Genomic DNA, 15,679 nt, shown 5'->3' on the forward strand with positions numbered 1-15,679 from the left:
TATGCATTCTTTCTAAACGGAAAAACTTTATGCGCGAAACAAGGTGGGTAATTCTGTTACAATAAATGTAGATTTACGTAAAGGAGCAGCTGACATGAAAGACGGATATGCTGCGTTTTTGCTGTCGTTTTGTCTGCACCGCTTCAACGGCGAAAGGTCGTTGGCGGCGGTCTATCATTTATTTTCCGGAAAAAAGTCAGCGCAAACGCTGCAGGACAGTAAATGGTTTCAGCTTGCGCCGTTTTTTGGCGTATGGAAAGATATTACGTTCAGCGAGATCGAGGCAGCAGCACAGTCGTTGTTCGAAAACGGCTTGATTGTCCCTGTGCAAAATCGCGCTTATATATTGACAGAAAAAGGAAGAGGATGGCTGGATGAACAGCTGCAGCGGACATTTTTTCCGACGCATCTCAATGGATGGCGCTATCACGACTTGGAAAAATGGTTTTGGTACCGTTTGTCCCTGCTTGTGCAAACATTATCGAACCTCCTTCACCACACCAGTTTTGAGCCGATTCACCGCCATGAAAAAACATTGATGTGGGTGAAGCGCTATTTACTATCACAGCGAAGAACGGTGCGAACATTAGCAGAAACGCTTTATGGGGAGCTATACTGTCTTCTCGATGATGTTTCCGAAGAAGAGGCGACGGTGTTTACCTTGCGTTTGACGAGTTATGAGCGAATCGGCTGGACGAACGAACAAATTGCATCGTATTTGCAAAAAGATCGCGTATGCGTTCAGTTTCAATTTCAAAATGTGCTTCATTACATGATGGCGTCAGCAGAAGCGGACCGTTCCTCTATTTTATATGAATTAATGCACGGATTGTCATTACCTATACCACTGACGCTGTCCGCACAAAAAACGTATGAATGGCTGTTGCGCGGGAAATCGCTCGGCGAAATTGCGCGGCTGCGCCGTTTAAAAAGAAGCACGATTGAAGATCATGTCGTGGAAATTGCTGCCAATATTCCACAGTTTTCAATCGCGCCGTTTGTGCATGAAAAAAAGGCGGCGAAAATTATCGAGACGGCGCGAAAGCTCAAGACTCGCAAATTAAAGCGAATTCGCGATGCGATCGGTGACGACGTCAGCTATTTTGAAATCCGCCTCGTATTGGCAAAGGAAGGGGAAATGTGGTGACGTTGACGCAACTGCTTCAGAAAAAGTTCGGCTATTCTTCGTTCCGCAAAGGACAGCAGGAGATTATCGAAGACCTTTTGCGCGGATATGATGTGTTGGCGATGCTGCCGACGGGCGGAGGAAAATCGCTTTGCTATCAGCTTCCGGCCTATTTATTGCCAGGCAGCGTCTTGATCATTTCTCCGCTTGTTTCGCTCATGGAAGATCAAGTGCGGCAGCTACGGGAGCGCGGGGAAAAACGGGCCATTGCCTTTAATAGTTTTTTAGAAACAAGGGAAAAGTGGCGGGCGCTTGAGCAGCTCGATCAGTTTCGCTTTATTTATGTCTCTCCAGAAATGCTGCAGTCGGAGCGGCTGCTTATTGCCTTAACGAATACTCCTATTTCTTTATTTGTCGTCGATGAAGCTCACTGCATTTCTCAGTGGGGATATGATTTCCGTCCTGATTTTTTAAAGTTAGGGGAGATCCGGCGCCAGCTTGGGTCTCCGCCGTGCCTCGCATTGACAGCTACAGCGCCTCCGGAAGTGATGAATGATATTATCGATATTTTGCAGCTTTCTCCGCTGCGTTGCCATATTCATTCCGTCGACCGTCCGAATATCGCAATCAAGGTAGAAAAGTTGAGCTCACTTTCCGAAAAAGTGGACCGCTTGCTCGACTATGTCAAGCGTCTTCAAGGCCCTGGAATCATTTATTTTTCGAGCCGGCAATGGACAGAAACGATGGCGCGCCAACTGCAGCAGGAAGGAATCGAGCGGGTGGCGTATTATCATGCAGGCATGGATGCCGAACAGCGGATGCTGGTGCAGCAGCAGTTTTTACGCGGTCAGTTAGACATCGTATGCTGCACGGCTGCGTTTGGCATGGGAGTCAATAAAGAAAATATCCGCTTTGTTCTTCATTTTCATATGCCCGGCCAAATGGAAGCATATCTTCAAGAAATCGGCAGGGCGGGGCGCGACGGAGAAAAGAGCATTGCGATTTTACTATATACCAATGGGGACGATGGCATGATACAATCGCTAATGGAAGCGGAACTGCCGGACGACGCGCAGGTGAAACAGCTGTGTGAAAATTTATTATATGGCGCTTCCCGAGATGATGTCGAGCAATACATGGATATGTGTCTGTTTACGGATGTCCAGAAGCGGATTTTTACGTACTTTTTGGAAAAAGAAGGGGTTTTTTCTTCCAACCGGCCGCTTGCCAAGCAGGAAATTGACCGCCTATATGGAAAAGTAACAAAGAACATCGAACTACGCCGGCAATGGAAGCGGAAAAAGTTGAAGGAAATGGAAAAATGGATTTTTCGTCGTTCCTGCCGGCGCGAGGCGATTGTCCAGACCTTTGGGCAGACCCTGACGGACAAGCCGGAGCAGTGCTGTGATTGTTGCGGACTGTCATTAGACGGCTACTTGCGTACGAACGAGGAAAAACACCCTACCCGTTTCCTTGGTTGGCGGGTCGAATTGCAGCGTATTTTCTTTTAAAGCGAGGCGTAGTGAAACATGAAGCGGCAAAGTGAACAAATCCAAATGATGAGCGATCGCGAAGTACTGCTCCATTTATATTTGACGCAATTATTGCTAATTGTCGCGTCCGTCGTGATCGCATTTTTTCTTTTTGATCTTTCGACGTTGCGGCGAATTTGGCAGTTTGATTTAGCTGCGGTGATTGCCTATGGCGGGGGAAGCGCCGCCCTCGTGTTAGCGCTTGATTTTTTGGCAATGCGCTATTTGCCGAAGCAATGGCAGGATGACGGGGGAATTAATGAAAAAATTTTCCGTAGCCGCTCGATTCCGCATATCTTTTTTTTATGTTTATTGATCGCTTTCAGCGAAGAATGGCTGTTTCGCGGCGTCATCCAGACATATTTCGGCCTGTTTGTCGCCAGCACGGTGTTCGCCTTGTTGCACATCCGCTATTTAGAAAAATGGTTTTTGTTTGTGATGGTAGTGCTGTTAAGCTTTTTTCTCGGATGTATTTATGAGTGGACTAAAAGCCTGTGGGCAACGATTTTTGCCCATTTTCTGATCGATTTTATTTTAGCGGTAGATATTCGTCTCCATTATGTGCGCGAAAGGAAACAAAACGGGGGTAATCGTGAGTGAGTGAGCAGCGTATCGAAGATCAAGCGGAAGTATTGCGGGAATTGGCGCAGCCAAAAAATAAGCCGGCAAAAGAAGACGGGCTGCCGCTTCCATCGCGCAGCGAGGTGCGTCGACAGAAGAAGACAAGAAAGCGGGAAAAGAAAAAGAAGTGGAAGCTGAAATATCCGCTCATACGTTTGTTAGTACTGTTTTTCATTTTGCTGCCGATCTCGATGTTAAGCATTTATTATGCGAATCAAGACTCAAAAACGGTGACGGTTGTCACCCGCAGCGAAACAGGCAGTTATGAATTAGTTGATGTTGATCCAGTAAAGAAGGGAACGACCGAGTCGAGCAGTTCAACAACAAGGGCACAAAATCAGCCTGCATTAAAGAAAAACAAAAAAGAAACAAGAAAAAAAGTAATCACACATATCGTGCAGGAAAATGAAACGCTATACAGTATTGCGATGAAATATTATCAGAGCGATCGCGGAATGGAAATCATAAAAAAATGGAATCATTTGCAAAATGCAAAGCTCCATCAAGGACAAGTATTGCAAATTCCGGTGACAGATGTGGAAAAATAGAGAGATAGACAAACGGTCGTTTTTTCGTTCTAACGAAGCAGGCTCGTACATACGTTTATAATAAGAAAGGGTGGAGGAAAAATCGAGGGGATGGAATGATGGGAAATTTTCTCGAGCATGTGCCGATAGATGAAGTGACAAGGCAAATGCTGATTGGAGTGATTGAAAAAAAACAAAAATGGGAACGGCTGAAGAAAAAAGTTTTTTCCTTGCAGCTCGTTACTTTCGGCGGGTTCGCGCTGTTTTCTATCTACATTTTATTTTATTTAATTTTTCCAAGCGGCACATGGGCGGAGCTGATCAACGGATTTTTGGGAAAAACAGTGCATTTATATATATTGTTACTGCTGTTTACCTCGTATTGGGCCGTTTTATATTACAAAGGAAAATGTGATAAAGCGGAAGAGGAATTTCATTCCCTTCGTTGCGAAATCATTCAAAAAAGCATCGATTTATGGAAAGATGAACAGCAATGGAAAGAGCGGCATAAACTGTTTGAAATGATGAAAAAGGAGTACGATATTAATTTGTATTATGAAAATAGCTGAATGGTACTCCCATTCAGCTATTTTCCGATTAGAAAAATTTCTTCCGGTCACGTTCTTCTTTTAAAATTTCGACTGCTTCGCGAAAACGTTGAGCGTGAATGATTTCACGTTCGCGTAAAAAACGAAGCCCATCGTTTAAATCTGGATCATCGCTCATATTAATAATCCATTGATAGGTTGCCCGCGCTTTTTCTTCGGCAGCGATATCTTCATACAAATCGGTAATCGGATCTCCCTTCGCTTGAATGTATGTCGCCGTAAACGGAACGCCGGCGGCATTATGATAAAATAAAGCGCGGTCATGATCGACATAGTGTGCGTCGAGACCTGCTTCTTTCAGCTGTTCTAGAGTGGCGTCTTTTGTTAATTTGTATACCATTGTTGCAATCATTTCCAAATGAGCCAATTCCTCTGTTCCAATATCTGTGAGTAAACCCATTACTTTATCAGGAATGGTGTAGCGTTGATTTAAATAACGAAGCGCAGCAGCGAGTTCCCCATCCGCCCCTCCATACTGTTCAATTAAATATTTCGCCAGTTTTGGGTTGCACGTGCTGACACGAACGGGATATTGCAATTTTTTTTCATAAATCCACATTATCATTTCCTCCTTTTACAGCGAGTGGCGTTGCTATACTTGCCAAGGCCAAGGAGAATCATTCCAATTCCACGGATAGTTGGAATAGCTGTTTCCATATTGTTGCAGTGGACCATAACAGGACTCAAACTGTTTCTTTAGCTGTTTCCGTTTTTGCGCAAGCTGGTTAAATTGCTGGATCGCTTGGTAGTCGGTAGGATGGGTGTCGAGGTATAACGTTAAGTCGACGAGGGCAAAATCAACCGCTTGGAGCTGCTCTAAAAGTTCATAGTATTCTTGTGGCACCTGCTTCATTGTCCATCACCTTTAGTTTTCATTTCGTAAGGACCGTAATATGGATCATAAAAAATTTTCCAGAGGGTACCTTTTTTCAATGCTTCATGCAAAGGGAATTGCGGCAAGTTAGGCGGTTGAAATCCGACATATTGGTTCGGCGCGGTGACATATGTTTTGACGCGAATTGGCGGACAAGGATCAAATGGGCTTACATAGGGTTCATATTGCTTTCGTGTGGTGAACATAAAAAACCTCCTTTTTATAAAACTTCAGTCTATATTTATGAATGCAAGATTTTACTCATGCCTCCCTTTTTCGTGAATACATGTAGAAGAGGGAGGGGGAAATGGTATGAGGGTTCGTCTGTTGTGTGTGATGGTTGGATTTTTATGCGGATATTTGCTGATTCATTGGATGCCGCCATTGACTCCGTTTGATTTCACCCTTTTTATCACCGAGCTTATTTTTAATCCTTTGCGGACGTTTTTGGCGCTGATCTGCTTTTTTATTGGTTTTTTGGCAAATGCGGTAGTGATTCGCACCGTCATCGAAGGAATTGTGTTATGCCTGCAGGGAAAGCGGGTACGCTGGGTGGAATGGTTTGTTTGCTGTGGAGGGATAGCGACCTTTTATTGGTTATTTCAATGGGAAAGAAAGCTGGCTGTTTTATTTTTTATTTTCTCCTTTATTTATGGTATGATATCGATGGATTTGGATCGTTCTCGGCAATATCATCGAAATTTATAGGGGGCATTATACTTGGTTTGGATCGTCTTTTTTTCTTTTTTCTGTATATTGGCTTATATGTGGTGGGAAGCGCATCGAAACCGCGTTGTTCACATTGAGTTGACTTTTCCTCAGTTTCCAAGTAGTTTTCGGGCGTTTTCCATTTTTTTTATTTCCGACCTTCATCGGCGGATATTGGCGAAAAAAATTGTGGAGGAGATCAAAGGAAAGGCGGATATTGTTTTAGTCGGCGGGGACCTTACAGAAAAAGGGGTGCCCGCTGCGCGTGTCAAGGAAAATATTCGCCGCTTAAAAATGATTGGACCGGTTTATTTTATTTGGGGGAATAATGATTATGAAGCGGAATATGATTTGCACTCGCTTTTGCTCGAGGAAGGAGTGCATATATTGGAAAATAGTGCTGTGATGCTGCAATCCCGAGATGGGGAGAAGCTTGCCCTCATTGGAGTGGAGGATATGAGCAAACGGCGCGCAAAATTAGAAAAAGCGCTTCAAGGGGTGGATGAGAATGCCTTCCGCATCCTTGCTTCGCACAATCCGAAAATTGTCGGGCGTCTTCGCCCTGAACATCGTATTTCGCTTGTGATCAGCGGTCATACGCATGGAGGGCAAATTCGTCTCTTTTCGTTTGGGCTTTATGAAAAAGGCGGTCTAAAAAGCGTGAACGGAACAGCTGTTTATGTCAGTAACGGATACGGGACGACAACCATTCCGCTTCGTCTTGGAGCCCCTGCGGAAACGAATTTGATTACCATTCGTTCATGGAAAGAAGAAGATAAAGAAAAAATGCTTGTCTAAATGACGGAAAACGATGTAAACTCATTAATAATAACAAACGAACCATTTATGAATTATTTCATACAATAAACATAAGAGATGGCTGTGTAGGTAAGGAGGGGTGTTGATGCGTCTTGAACGCTTAACCCACAATAAAATTAAAATTTTCCTTACGTTTGACGATTTGATGGATCGCGGTTTAACGAAAGAGGATTTATGGAAAGATACGTTTAAAGTTCATCAATTGTTTCGCGATATGATTGAGGAGGCAAGCGAGGAGCTCGGCTTTGAAGTAAACGGGTCGATCGCGGTGGAAGTATACTCTTTACCGGCACAGGGAATGGTTGTTATCGTGACAAACGAGGGCGAATATGACGAAATGGAGGAAGAATTTTCCGACGATTATATTGAAATGCAAGTAACGCTCGATGAGAGCGATGACATATTTTACGAATTTCAAACGTTTGAAGATGTCATTCAGCTTGCTCATCGTCTCTATGCGATCGGTTGTTTAGACGGAACGCTTTATTCTTACCAAAACCGATTTTACTTGCATGTCGCGGAAGAACCTCCAATTCCGGTCGATAACTTTATCGCTTTGTTGGCGGAATTCGGCAGCCCCTCAACGATAACGATACATCGTGTGCAAGAATATGGTAAAAAATTAATCGAGCATCGAGCGATTGAACAACTCGTTCATTATTTTCCAGCAGGTTAACGCATAGTCAGACTCCTTCATGTGGACAAGGAGTCTGTTTTTTTTATCTCGGCTCTGTTGTTCAAGGACAAGAAAAGCCGCTATATAATAAAGAAAAAACAGCATATAAACATAATAAAGATGGAAATAGTTATAAATAGCCATAAATCGTTTACCATTTTATTTTTTCCCTTTGCATAAATAGTAAGAAGGTGTATACTATGACATGGAAGGCGACAATATCAAATATCAGAGTGAACTTATAGGAGGTTTACGTATGGTAGCCGATAAGCATACCAGCGAAGAAAAAGAACAGAAAGAAAAAGAATATGACGTATTAGCAGCAACGCAAATCGTTATACATAGAGCTCTGGAAAAGCTGGGATATCCGGAAGAAGTATACGAGTTGCTAAAAGAGCCGATTCGCATGCTGACAGTGAGAATTCCAGTGCGCATGGATGACGGTACGGTGAAAATTTTTACCGGCTACCGAGCCCAGCATAATGATGCGGTTGGTCCAACTAAAGGAGGAGTTCGTTTCCATCCAAACGTCACGGAGCGTGAAGTGAAAGCGCTATCTATTTGGATGAGCCTAAAATGCGGCATTGTCGATTTGCCATACGGCGGCGGAAAAGGTGGGATCGTTTGCGATCCGCGCACGATGTCCTTCCGTGAATTAGAGCGGTTAAGCCGCGGCTATGTGCGCGCAATTAGCCAGATTGTCGGTCCGACCAAGGACATTCCGGCGCCGGACGTATTTACCAACTCGCAAATTATGGCATGGATGATGGATGAGTATAGCCGGATTGACGAATTTAATTCGCCTGGATTTATTACAGGGAAGCCGCTAGTGCTGGGAGGCTCGCATGGACGCGAAACCGCTACGGCAAAAGGGGTTACGATCTGTATCCGCGAAGCGGCGAAAAAACGCGGCATTGATTTAAAGGGCGCTCGCGTTGTCATCCAAGGCTTTGGAAATGCGGGCAGCTTTTTAGCGAAATTTATGCATGATGCTGGCGCGAAAGTCATCGGCATTTCCGATGTGTACGGGGCGCTGTATGACCCGAACGGTTTGGATATCGATTATTTGCTCGAGCGCCGCGACAGCTTTGGCACGGTAACGAAATTATTTAAAAATACGATTACGAATAAAGAGTTGTTGGAGCTCGACTGCGATATTTTAGTGCCGGCAGCGATTGAAAATCAAATTACGGAAGAAAATGCACCGAATATTAAAGCGAGCATCGTCGTGGAGGCGGCCAATGGCCCGACGACGTTAGAGGCGACGGAAATTTTAACAAAACGCGGCATTTTGCTTGTCCCGGACGTACTGGCGAGCGCCGGCGGTGTAACGGTTTCGTATTTCGAATGGGTCCAAAACAATCAAGGATATTATTGGACGGAAGAAGAAGTGGAAGAGCGGTTAGAAAAAGTCATGGTGAAAGCGTTCAATAACGTATACGAAATGGCGCAAACACGCCGTGTCGATATGCGTTTGGCCGCTTATATGGTCGGCGTCCGCAAAATGGCGGAAGCGTGCCGTTTCCGTGGCTGGGTATAATGAAGATGAATTAACTTATTTGCAACATGCTGAAAAATCCCCTATCATATGATAGGGGATTTTTTGATGCTATAAGGAGTGAAGGGCATGGTGAAAGAAGAAAAGATCATTATTGTCGGCGGGGGGCCTTGCGGGCTTGCTGCAGCGATTGCTTTACAAGATGTCGGTTATCGTCCGTTAGTGATAGAAAAAGGAAATATTGTCCATTCCATTTATCGATTTCCAACTCATCAAACCTTTTTTAGCACGAGCGACCGCCTCGAAATCGGCGGCGTGCCGTTTATTACGGAAAATCGGAAGCCAAAGCGCAATCAAGCGCTTGCCTATTACCGCGAAGTAGTCGCGCGAAAGCAAGTGCGCGTGCAAACGTTTGAGGAAGTGAAGCAAGTAGAAAAACAAAAAGATGGAACGTTCCTTGTAAGCACGACAAAAGGACTATACCGTGCTGAATATGTCATTGTGGCGACAGGGTATTATGACCACCCAAACTATATGAACGTGCCGGGGGAAGATTTGCCGAAAGTGACACACTATTTTAAAGAAGCGCATCCATATTTCAATACCGACTGCGTGGTCATCGGCGGAAAAAACTCGAGTGTTGATGCAGCGCTTGAGCTTGTCAAAGCGGGGGCGCGCGTCACGGTTTTGTATCGGGGAAGCGGCTATTCGCCAAGCATAAAACCTTGGGTTTTGCCGGAGTTCGATTCTCTCGTGCGCAAAGGTATCATTAAAATGGAGTTTAACGCTCATGTAAAGGAAATTACTGAAGATGCTGTCATTTACGAAGTAAAAGGAGAAACGAAAAAAATCAAAAACGATTTTGTCTTTGCGATGACGGGATATCATCCTGACCATGAATTTTTAAAGAAAATGGGAGTGGAAGTCGACCCTGAAACGGGGCGGCCGCTTTATAATCCCGAAACGATGGAAACGAACGTCCCTGGCATTTTCATTGCCGGCGTCATCGCCGCCGGCAATGATGCCAATGAGATTTTTATTGAAAACGGCCGCTTTCACGGCGGGCAAATTGCCGCTTGCATTGTCAAACGGGAGCGGGAGAAGCAGCAATAACGGGAGGAGGCTGGAACAAGCCAGCCTCCCTTGATTATTCCATAAACATTTCTTGCAGTTTTTGCGGGTTGTTTGTGATTTCTAGGGCGACAAGCAGTTTGATGCGTGCTTTTTGCCCGTTTAGCCCGTTGGAAAAAATGACGCCCATTTCTTTCAGCTGTTTTCCGCCTCCTTCATATCCGTAGATGTCTTGTACAATTCCGTTAAAGCAGCGGGATACAAGAACGACCGGAATGCCGGCGTCAAGCAAAGAGCGCACCCCTTTAGCGGCGCGCGGCGGCAGGTTTCCCTGCCCTAACGCTTCAATGACAACTCCATCAAGCGGAAGCGTTTGAATGGCATGAAAAATTGCTTCATCCATACCTGCATATGCTTTTAATAAAATCACGTTTTTCGATATCGTTTGAACCGGATATGTCGTGCGTTTCGTCGGCGCGTGGTGAAAAAACACCCCCCGCTTTGTGACGATTCCAATCGGTCCGTACTGCGGGCTTTGGAATGTCGCAATGTTGGATGTATGGGTTTTCGTCACGTTTTTAGCCGTGTGGATTTCGTCATTGAGTACGACCAATACTCCTTTTCCGCGCGCTTCGTCACTTATCGCCACTTTTACTGACGAAATTAAGTTGTACAGCCCATCCGCGCCGATTTCATTGCTGGAGCGCATCGCGCCGGTAACGACAATCGGCACATCGGTCCGTGCGGTTAAATCTAAAAAATATGCCGTCTCTTCAAGGGTGTCTGTTCCATGTGTAACAACAATGCCTTCTATTTGTTCATTGGCAATTTTTTCTTCGATGCGATTGCGCAATTGCAGCATTTCCTGCGGCGTCATATGCGGTGATGGCAAGTGGAACAGCTCTTCTACATAAATATCGGCAAGGCTTGCCAATGGCGGCGCCACATCATGCAACGGATGTGTTTCATCAGGACGTACGGCTCCTGTTTCTTCATCCTCTTTCATGGAAATGGTGCCGCCTGTATGAATAATTAAGATTTTTTTCATTATTTTCCCTCCATTCGAAAGTTCGATGATGCAATAATAGAAGAAGGTCATTTTCAAATATTCCATTCTCATGTTACCATAAAGAAAACGAATGGAAACGGGGATTTGTATGTTCACATTAATTTCCGCTGGTGTTGCTCCAGGAATTGCACTGCTTAGCTATTTTTATTTGAAAGATGAATACGAAACAGAACCGTTATCTTTTGTATTGCGAATATTTATCATCGGAGCGCTGCTGGTGTTTCCGATTATGTTTATTCAATATGTGTTTCATGCTGAAGGAATGGCGACTTCTAAAGTCGCCCGCGCCTTTTTTTTGTCAGGATTGTTGGAGGAGTTCGTCAAGTGGTTTATTGTTTATTTTTTTGTTTATGACCATTATGAATTTGACGAGCCGTACGACGGCATTGTGTATAGCGCCAGTGTGTCGCTCGGGTTTGCGACGATGGAAAATATTTTGTATTTATTGGCGAACGGTGTGGAGTTTGCTGTGACAAGGGCGCTTTTGCCGGTTTCCAGCCACGCTTTATTTGCAGTCATCATGGGTTTTTATTTTGGCAAAGCAAAATTTACGAGAAAGAAACCGCGCTACTTATTTTTGGCGTTTTTGTTGTCCTTTCTTCTGCACGGAATGTACGATTTCATTTTGTTAACGCAGGAGAAATGGAGTTATTACATGGTTCCCTTCATGTTGTTATTATGGTGGTTTGCGCTTCGCAAGATAAAACAGGCAAAAGCATTACATGGTTACGAAAAAATTTTTTCTGCAAAAAGTCAAGCATAATAAGCTTGGCTTTTTGCTTTTTTTGCATAAAAAGGCAAATTCGAAAGAAAATAGGGATAAAACAATAGTTGCAATACGGGAGGGTTTGCGCATGGTTAGTAAAATGCAGAGATATCTATGGTTTAGCATTCTTATTGCTTGTCTGTTTATTTGTATAAAACCGGCTGAAGAGGCAAAAGCATTTTCGAACCAGGTGATTCAGCGCGGGGCAGTTGGAGATGACGTCATCGAATTGCAGGCGCGGCTGCAGTATATCGGATTTTACAATGGAAAAATTGACGGCGTTTTCGGCTGGAGAACGTATTGGGCGGTGCGCAATTTTCAATATGAATATGGGCTTCCAGTGGATGGCCTCGTCGGTAATAGCACAAAAGCAAAACTAGTAAAGGTATCGAAATATTATGAGCAATTTGTGAAGGAGCAAATTCGCAAAGGAAATGAGTTTACCCATTATGGAGGCAAGCCGTTAAGCCAGCAAGTAAAGAAAAATAATAGAGGCAGCAACGGAAACAGATCGGTAAAAGCGACAGCAGCCAATGTGCCAAAAGGTTTTTCGCAAAACGATATTCAACTGATGGCAAACGCGGTACATGGGGAGGCGCGCGGGGAGCCTTATATCGGTAAAGTCGCGGTGGCGGCCGTCATTTTAAACCGTCTTGAGCATCCTTCGTTCCCGGATACAGTGGCGGGCGTAATTTTTCAACCTGGGGCATTTACCGCGGTAGCCGATGGACAAATTTGGCTGACGCCGGATGAAACATCGAAAAAAGCGGTACTCGATGCGATTAACGGCTGGGATCCTACCAATGGAGCCATTTATTATTTCAACCCGGCCACCGCAACGAGTTCATGGATTTGGAATCGACCGCAAGTTAAAAGAATTGGTAAACATATCTTTTGTAAATAATGCAGGAGGTGAGTGAAATGATACGGAATTTATTAATCGGCGCACTGTCACTTGCTGTGGTAGGAACAGCGTATTGGGGATACCGGGAGCATCAGGAGAAAAATGCCATCTTAATTCATGCGGAAAATAACTATCAGCGTGCTTTTCATGACTTAACGTACCAAATCGATTTGCTGCATGATAAAATCGGAAACACGCTTGCCATGAATTCCTCCACTTCCTTGTCTCCAGCTTTAGCGGAAGTATGGAAAATTGCTGCGGAAGCCCACTCCGATGTCGGGCAGCTGCCGCTTTCCCTGCTACCGTTTAACAAAACACAGGAGTTTCTCGCTAAAATAGGGGAGTTCAGCTACCGGACAGCGATTCGCGATCTAGAAAAAGAGCCGCTTACGAAAGAAGAATACCGTACGCTGCAAGCACTATATAAAAATGCGGCAACCATTCAGCAAGAACTGCGCAACGTCCAGCATTTAGTTTTAAAAAATAACTTGCGCTGGATGGATGTCGAATTGGCGCTCGCCACTAACGATCGTTCCGGAGATAACGTCATTATTGATGGGTTTAAAGCAGTAGAAAAAAATGTAGATACCTTCTCGAAGTCGTCTGAATTTGGACCGACTTTTATTGGCCTCGAAAATACGGAAAAAGGTTTTGTCCGCGCAAAAGGAAAACCGATTTCCAAACATGAAGCAAAGCGCATAGCCCGTTCTTTTCTTGGGTTAAAGGGTACGGAAAGCATTAAAGTAACGGCGAGCGGAAAAGGAGCAGATGAGCGTTTTTACAGTCTGACGATTCATGATCCGAAAACAAAAGGCGATATTTATATGGATATTACAGCAAAAGGCGGTTACCCAATTTGGGTGATCAATAGCCGTCCAATTGCTAAACAAGCAATTAGTTTACATGAAGCGGCAAATAGAGGAATGAAGTTTTTGCAGCAACATCAGTTTAAAAACTTGGAGCTTTATGACAGCACCCAATATGATAACGTTGCGGTATTAACATTTGTGACAAATGAAAACGGAATTCGCATCTATCCGGAAACAATTAAAATGAAAGTAGCTCTTGACAATGGGGCGATTGTCGGCTTTTCTGCGCGTGATTATTTGTCTTCTTCCATCCAGCGTCCGCTCCCGAAACCGAAATTGACGGTGGAACAAGCAAAGAAAAAAATCAATCCGAATTTAAAGATTATGGAACAGCGCCAGGCCGTCATTATGAACGACATGAACGAACCAGTGCTCTGCTATGAATTTTTAGGGACGCTCGGAGAAGACACCTATCAAATTTTTATTAACGCAAACAGTGGAATGGAGGAACAAGTGGAAAGACTGCAAAGCACAGAACCAAGTTACAGTTAAGGTCATTGTTTAGGGAAAAGCTTGATGAAAGCTTTTCCTTTTTGTTTTAATAAAAATATTAAGGGGAAAACGAAAGGGAGAGACCATGTTGAAAATAGGGGACATGTTAACGTTAGAGCCATTGGATGGCGGGAAAGAAAAATATAAAGGCAAAGTAATGGAAATAGGAGATCACTATATCCACATAGGTTATCCGGTTGATGAAAAGGCAGGGGAAACTGTGTTTTTCCTAAACGGAATGCGATTGAAAGCAAGTTTTGTCGGGCAAGATGGCTGCCTTTATTTATTTGAGACAGAAGTGACCGGAAAGCTGCGGCGGCCGGTGCCGATGATCGTCCTTGCTTATCCTAGTGCAGACAAGCTCGTGCGCATCCAGCGCCGCCGCTATGTGAGAGTAAGAGCCAATGCCGATGTGGCGATTCACTCGTTTCATCAAGAGTTTGCGCCATTTACGACGATGACGACCGATATTAGTGCTGGCGGAGCGGCGGTCGTATTGCCGCCGTCATACCATCAGCAGCTGCTCCCTGGAATGGTTGTCGAAACATGGCTAGTGCTCGCAATGAGGTCAGGCAAATATCACTATTTAAAATTAAAGGCAAAAATTATCCGTATATTTCAAGGTGCAAATGGCGTCTATAAAGCATCGCTGCAATTTTTAGACGTAGCTCCCCAGGACCGCTTGCGATTAATTCGCTATAGTTTTGAACGGCAATTAGAAGCAAAAAAGGCAGAGAACATAGTGAATAAATGGGAGGAAAGCGTGGAATAATGGCCTATAAAAAATGAAAGGCAGGCCGATATCGCAATGAAACGGTTTGAATCCCTTTTATGGAAGCTTGTCATTATTCAATTTATTTTTTTAATCATAGCGCAATGGCTTATTTTATATACTCCGCTTCATCTTTATTTGGGAAAAGTTTATGAATATGAAGGGGTTAGCAAGCAGGAAAAAACAAAAACGATCGAAACAACCGTCGACCGTTGACGGTCTATATGATAAAATGACATCGAAGCATGCAGGGGTTTCCTGCTTTTTTCTTTGATAAAAATATTAAGTGAGCAGGAGGTATAAGCAGTTTGTTAAACTTTATAAAATCATGTAATATCTCCTGTTATTGAACGTAAAGAGATGGATGTTTTTCATCTTTTCCATCGTCCCCTGTCTTTTGATAAAAAATCCTCTCCCCCTTTTGCATGTAAAAAGGAAATAAAGAAGATTTAGCGAATATATGTTCTTAAGGATCCAAACGAGGGGGAAGGCAAGGGGATGAAAACGGTTCGAGGGATGGAAATCGTTTCCAATGAAGAATTACAGCTTCGCTCATTAGATGAGCTGATGCGCGTCTTTGGTTCCGCGAAGCGATACGCGTTCCACCGTTTGCTCGAGGGATGAAACGCCAAAGACGTCATCAAGCGCCTTCCGCGCCAATTTTGGCTCAACAAACGGTTTGCCGAAGATGCGGTTCTGCTTGTTCAAGCGTTGATTTCTTCCCAACGTGAGTTGCTTCCAACGCGT

At 44.2% G+C, this 15,679-nt stretch carries 20 protein-coding genes; 15 read left to right on the forward strand and 5 right to left on the reverse strand.

What is annotated here, in order from left to right; translation table 11 throughout:
- Positions 1–94: 94 nt before the first annotated feature.
- From HT574_RS14295 to HT574_RS14315, 5 genes are all read left to right on the forward strand, one after another.
- Positions 95–1,147: a YpbB family protein gene (locus HT574_RS14295; protein WP_175245105.1), complete on the forward strand. Its 1,053-nt coding sequence runs from the start codon at positions 95–97 to the stop codon at positions 1,145–1,147.
- A complete protein-coding gene (locus tag HT574_RS14300) occupies positions 1,141–2,637 on the forward strand; it encodes a RecQ family ATP-dependent DNA helicase (protein WP_175245106.1) in 1,497 nt (498 codons plus the stop codon). The genes HT574_RS14295 and HT574_RS14300 overlap by 7 nt, the downstream gene beginning before the upstream one ends.
- A gap of 18 nt (positions 2,638–2,655) precedes the next feature.
- Positions 2,656–3,258, forward strand: coding sequence for a CPBP family intramembrane glutamic endopeptidase (locus tag HT574_RS14305; protein ID WP_017435347.1), 603 nt, complete (start codon positions 2,656–2,658; stop codon positions 3,256–3,258).
- Positions 3,255–3,827 carry a LysM peptidoglycan-binding domain-containing protein gene (locus HT574_RS14310; protein WP_309138303.1) on the forward strand — a complete coding sequence of 191 codons (573 nt, stop codon included), beginning with the start codon at positions 3,255–3,257 and terminating at the stop codon, positions 3,825–3,827. The genes HT574_RS14305 and HT574_RS14310 overlap by 4 nt, the downstream gene beginning before the upstream one ends.
- A 98-nt stretch (positions 3,828–3,925) precedes the next feature.
- Positions 3,926–4,375 carry a YpbF family protein gene (locus tag HT574_RS14315; protein ID WP_375154124.1) on the forward strand — a complete coding sequence of 150 codons (450 nt, stop codon included), beginning with the start codon at positions 3,926–3,928 and terminating at the stop codon, positions 4,373–4,375.
- A 28-nt stretch (positions 4,376–4,403) separates the two neighbouring features.
- Here the strand turns inward: HT574_RS14315 and HT574_RS14320 are convergent, their stop codons facing one another.
- From HT574_RS14320 to HT574_RS14330, 3 genes are read right to left on the reverse strand one after another with little or no spacing between them, the layout of a single operon-like run.
- The gene (locus HT574_RS14320; RefSeq protein ID WP_017435350.1) at positions 4,404–4,973 is read right to left on the reverse strand and encodes a manganese catalase family protein; all 570 of its coding nucleotides are present in this window, start codon (positions 4,971–4,973) and stop codon (positions 4,404–4,406) included.
- 33 nt (positions 4,974–5,006) lie between these two features.
- Positions 5,007–5,267 (reverse strand): spore coat protein CotJB, encoded by a 261-nt coding sequence (locus tag HT574_RS14325; RefSeq protein ID WP_017435351.1) that lies wholly within the window; start codon positions 5,265–5,267, stop codon positions 5,007–5,009.
- Positions 5,264–5,494: a spore coat associated protein CotJA gene (locus tag HT574_RS14330; protein ID WP_017435352.1), complete on the reverse strand. Its 231-nt coding sequence runs from the start codon at positions 5,492–5,494 to the stop codon at positions 5,264–5,266. The genes HT574_RS14325 and HT574_RS14330 overlap by 4 nt, the downstream gene beginning before the upstream one ends.
- 106 nt (positions 5,495–5,600) lie before the next feature.
- Here HT574_RS14330 and HT574_RS14335 point away from each other — a divergent pair, with 106 nt between their 5' ends.
- The 5 genes from HT574_RS14335 to HT574_RS14355 all read left to right on the forward strand — a co-directional run bounded on the left by HT574_RS14335 (position 5,601) and on the right by HT574_RS14355 (position 10,102).
- Entirely contained in the window at positions 5,601–5,996 is a 396-nt protein-coding gene (locus HT574_RS14335) for a hypothetical protein (RefSeq protein ID WP_175245108.1), read from the forward strand.
- Between the two features lie 12 nt (positions 5,997–6,008).
- Positions 6,009–6,794, forward strand: a complete 786-nt coding sequence (locus HT574_RS14340) for a metallophosphoesterase (protein WP_175245109.1) — start codon at positions 6,009–6,011, stop codon at positions 6,792–6,794.
- A gap of 106 nt (positions 6,795–6,900) precedes the next feature.
- Positions 6,901–7,491: a genetic competence negative regulator gene (locus HT574_RS14345; RefSeq protein WP_175245110.1), complete on the forward strand. Its 591-nt coding sequence runs from the start codon at positions 6,901–6,903 to the stop codon at positions 7,489–7,491.
- Positions 7,492–7,747: 256 nt separating this feature from the next.
- On the forward strand, positions 7,748–9,031 hold the full coding sequence (locus HT574_RS14350; protein ID WP_061579939.1) for a Glu/Leu/Phe/Val family dehydrogenase: 1,284 nt from the start codon (positions 7,748–7,750) through the stop codon (positions 9,029–9,031).
- Positions 9,032–9,121: 90 nt separating this feature from the next.
- Positions 9,122–10,102, forward strand: coding sequence for a YpdA family putative bacillithiol disulfide reductase (locus tag HT574_RS14355; protein ID WP_175245182.1), 981 nt, complete (start codon positions 9,122–9,124; stop codon positions 10,100–10,102).
- 34 nt (positions 10,103–10,136) lie between these two features.
- On the opposite strand, the gene HT574_RS14360 is transcribed toward HT574_RS14355, so the two are convergent.
- Positions 10,137–11,108: an asparaginase gene (locus HT574_RS14360; RefSeq protein ID WP_017435358.1), complete on the reverse strand. Its 972-nt coding sequence runs from the start codon at positions 11,106–11,108 to the stop codon at positions 10,137–10,139.
- A 109-nt stretch (positions 11,109–11,217) separates the two neighbouring features.
- Between HT574_RS14360 and prsW the strand changes: the two genes are divergently transcribed.
- The 5 genes from prsW (at position 11,218) to HT574_RS14385 (ending at position 15,148) form a co-directional block, all read left to right on the forward strand.
- Positions 11,218–11,892, forward strand: coding sequence for a glutamic-type intramembrane protease PrsW (prsW, locus tag HT574_RS14365; RefSeq protein WP_175245111.1), 675 nt, complete (start codon positions 11,218–11,220; stop codon positions 11,890–11,892).
- Positions 11,893–11,983: 91 nt separating this feature from the next.
- The gene (gene sleB / locus HT574_RS14370; protein WP_175245112.1) at positions 11,984–12,799 is read left to right on the forward strand and encodes a spore cortex-lytic enzyme; all 816 of its coding nucleotides are present in this window, start codon (positions 11,984–11,986) and stop codon (positions 12,797–12,799) included.
- Positions 12,800–12,816: 17 nt separating this feature from the next.
- Positions 12,817–14,160 carry a germination protein YpeB gene (gene ypeB / locus HT574_RS14375; protein WP_175245113.1) on the forward strand — a complete coding sequence of 448 codons (1,344 nt, stop codon included), beginning with the start codon at positions 12,817–12,819 and terminating at the stop codon, positions 14,158–14,160.
- Between the two features lie 85 nt (positions 14,161–14,245).
- Complete coding sequence (locus HT574_RS14380; protein WP_175245114.1) at positions 14,246–14,932, forward strand: flagellar brake protein; 687 nt, start codon at positions 14,246–14,248, stop codon at positions 14,930–14,932.
- 36 nt (positions 14,933–14,968) lie between these two features.
- On the forward strand, positions 14,969–15,148 hold the full coding sequence (locus HT574_RS14385) for a YpfB family protein (protein ID WP_081162003.1): 180 nt from the start codon (positions 14,969–14,971) through the stop codon (positions 15,146–15,148).
- A 339-nt stretch (positions 15,149–15,487) separates the two neighbouring features.
- On the opposite strand, the gene HT574_RS19975 is transcribed toward HT574_RS14385, so the two are convergent.
- Complete coding sequence (locus tag HT574_RS19975; RefSeq protein WP_254698682.1) at positions 15,488–15,640, reverse strand: hypothetical protein; 153 nt, start codon at positions 15,638–15,640, stop codon at positions 15,488–15,490.
- Between the last annotated feature and the right edge of the window lie 39 nt (positions 15,641–15,679).

This window comes from Parageobacillus sp. VR-IP (genome assembly GCF_013357975.1).
Lineage (GTDB): Bacteria > Bacillota > Bacilli > Bacillales > Anoxybacillaceae > Saccharococcus > Saccharococcus caldoxylosilyticus.

What these genes read in the sequence shown, in the direction of transcription:
- HT574_RS14330 (WP_017435352.1), bottom strand. Translation starts at nt 5,494, where the DNA reads ATGTTCACCACACGAAAGCAATATGAACCCTATGTAAGCCCATTTGAT.
- HT574_RS14380 (WP_175245114.1), top strand. Translation starts at nt 14,246, where the DNA reads ATGTTGAAAATAGGGGACATGTTAACGTTAGAGCCATTGGATGGCGGG.
- prsW (WP_175245111.1), top strand. Translation starts at nt 11,218, where the DNA reads ATGTTCACATTAATTTCCGCTGGTGTTGCTCCAGGAATTGCACTGCTT.
- HT574_RS14360 (WP_017435358.1), bottom strand. Translation starts at nt 11,108, where the DNA reads ATGAAAAAAATCTTAATTATTCATACAGGCGGCACCATTTCCATGAAA.
- HT574_RS14295 (WP_175245105.1), top strand. Translation starts at nt 95, where the DNA reads ATGAAAGACGGATATGCTGCGTTTTTGCTGTCGTTTTGTCTGCACCGC.
- HT574_RS14325 (WP_017435351.1), bottom strand. Translation starts at nt 5,267, where the DNA reads ATGAAGCAGGTGCCACAAGAATACTATGAACTTTTAGAGCAGCTCCAA.
- HT574_RS14315 (WP_375154124.1), top strand. Translation starts at nt 3,926, where the DNA reads ATGGGAAATTTTCTCGAGCATGTGCCGATAGATGAAGTGACAAGGCAA.
- HT574_RS14320 (WP_017435350.1), bottom strand. Translation starts at nt 4,973, where the DNA reads ATGTGGATTTATGAAAAAAAATTGCAATATCCCGTTCGTGTCAGCACG.
- HT574_RS14305 (WP_017435347.1), top strand. Translation starts at nt 2,656, where the DNA reads ATGAAGCGGCAAAGTGAACAAATCCAAATGATGAGCGATCGCGAAGTA.
- HT574_RS14385 (WP_081162003.1), top strand. Translation starts at nt 14,969, where the DNA reads ATGAAACGGTTTGAATCCCTTTTATGGAAGCTTGTCATTATTCAATTT.
- sleB (WP_175245112.1), top strand. Translation starts at nt 11,984, where the DNA reads ATGGTTAGTAAAATGCAGAGATATCTATGGTTTAGCATTCTTATTGCT.
- HT574_RS14345 (WP_175245110.1), top strand. Translation starts at nt 6,901, where the DNA reads ATGCGTCTTGAACGCTTAACCCACAATAAAATTAAAATTTTCCTTACG.
- ypeB (WP_175245113.1), top strand. Translation starts at nt 12,817, where the DNA reads ATGATACGGAATTTATTAATCGGCGCACTGTCACTTGCTGTGGTAGGA.
- HT574_RS14350 (WP_061579939.1), top strand. Translation starts at nt 7,748, where the DNA reads ATGGTAGCCGATAAGCATACCAGCGAAGAAAAAGAACAGAAAGAAAAA.
- HT574_RS14335 (WP_175245108.1), top strand. Translation starts at nt 5,601, where the DNA reads ATGAGGGTTCGTCTGTTGTGTGTGATGGTTGGATTTTTATGCGGATAT.